This is a genomic window from Actinoplanes sp. NPDC024001 (genome assembly GCF_040638955.1).
Classification (GTDB): Bacteria; Actinomycetota; Actinomycetes; order Mycobacteriales; family Micromonosporaceae; genus Actinoplanes.
Genome location: NZ_JBEZZB010000393.1, coordinates 1 through 1,052, shown reverse-complemented (window position 1 = coordinate 1,052; position 1,052 = coordinate 1). Strand labels below are relative to the sequence as shown.

The following is a 1,052-nucleotide window of genomic DNA, read 5'->3' as shown; positions in this document are numbered from 1 at the left end:
CCGGTGGTGGCGGCCGCGCGGTGCAGCAGGGCGTTCAGGTGGTCGTCGCGCGCCGCGGCCACCCGCGCGAGGGCGGCGTGGGCAGCCTGCCGGCGGCCCACCGGTGCCTCGGCGTAGGCGCAGGCCCGCAGCAGCGGCGAGACGAAGCGCACCTCGTCCCCGCTGACGGTGATCAGCCCGGCCCGCTCGGCCGGCTCGAAGTCGCGCAGCCGGTCTTCGGCGCCAGCCGCCGGTTCGAGTCCGGGCAGCCTGCCGTCGGCGTATCCGCGGTCGAACCCGGTCCAGCTCGCCGTCGCGGGCTGCTCATCCGGGTCGCAGGCGCTGGTCGCGTCGCTGACGGTGGCCGGGTCGCCGGCGCTGGTCGCGGTGCCGGCGGTGGCCCTGTCGGTGACGGTTGCGGCGTGGCCGGTCGTGGCGGGGTCGCTGACCGAAGCCGCGTCTCGCGCCGCGGCGGCAGCGAGGACATCGGTGAGGGGCGCCTGTGGCAGCGCGGCCGCGAGCAGCACAAGCTCCCGGGTCGGTGCGGGCAGGGCGTCCAGCTCGGCCCGGTACCGGCGGCGCAGCGAACTGCCCGGCGGCAGTGTCTCCGGCGGCGGCGCGTAGCCGCGGCGCTGTTCCGGGCTGAGCGCGTCCACCAGGTCGAGCAGCGCGGCCGGGTTGCCGCCGCTCAGCTCGGCCACCGCCGCCGCGACCTCTTCGGCGAGGTCGGGCGCGTGGTGGGCGAGCAGCTCCCGGGCCGCGTCCGGCGTGAGCGGGGCGAGCCGGCGCACCGGCAGGCCGCCGGTCTCGGTGCCGGCCGGCACGGTGGCGAGGATCGCGAGCCGTTCCCCGCCGGCCCGCCGGGCGGCGAAACTGACCGCCTGCCAGCTCGGCGTGTCCAGCAGGTGCGCGTCGTCGAGCAGGCAGAGCACCGGCTGGTGCCGCGCGGCTGCGGCGAGCAGGCCGAGCACGGCGAGAGACGGGTTCACGCTGGTGGACCCGGGTCTGGTGTTCATCCCGCAGTGGCGGCCGGACCCGGGCGACGAGGTCGACGAACACCCGGAGCGGGTGGG

The 1,052-nt window shown here is 78.0% G+C and carries 1 pseudogene; it reads right to left on the bottom strand.

Annotated features, from left to right (window positions below):
• Window positions 1–968 (bottom strand): annotated as a pseudogene (locus AB0F81_RS51390) (hypothetical protein); the annotation flags it as partial.
• Window positions 969–1,052: the final 84 nt, after the last annotated feature.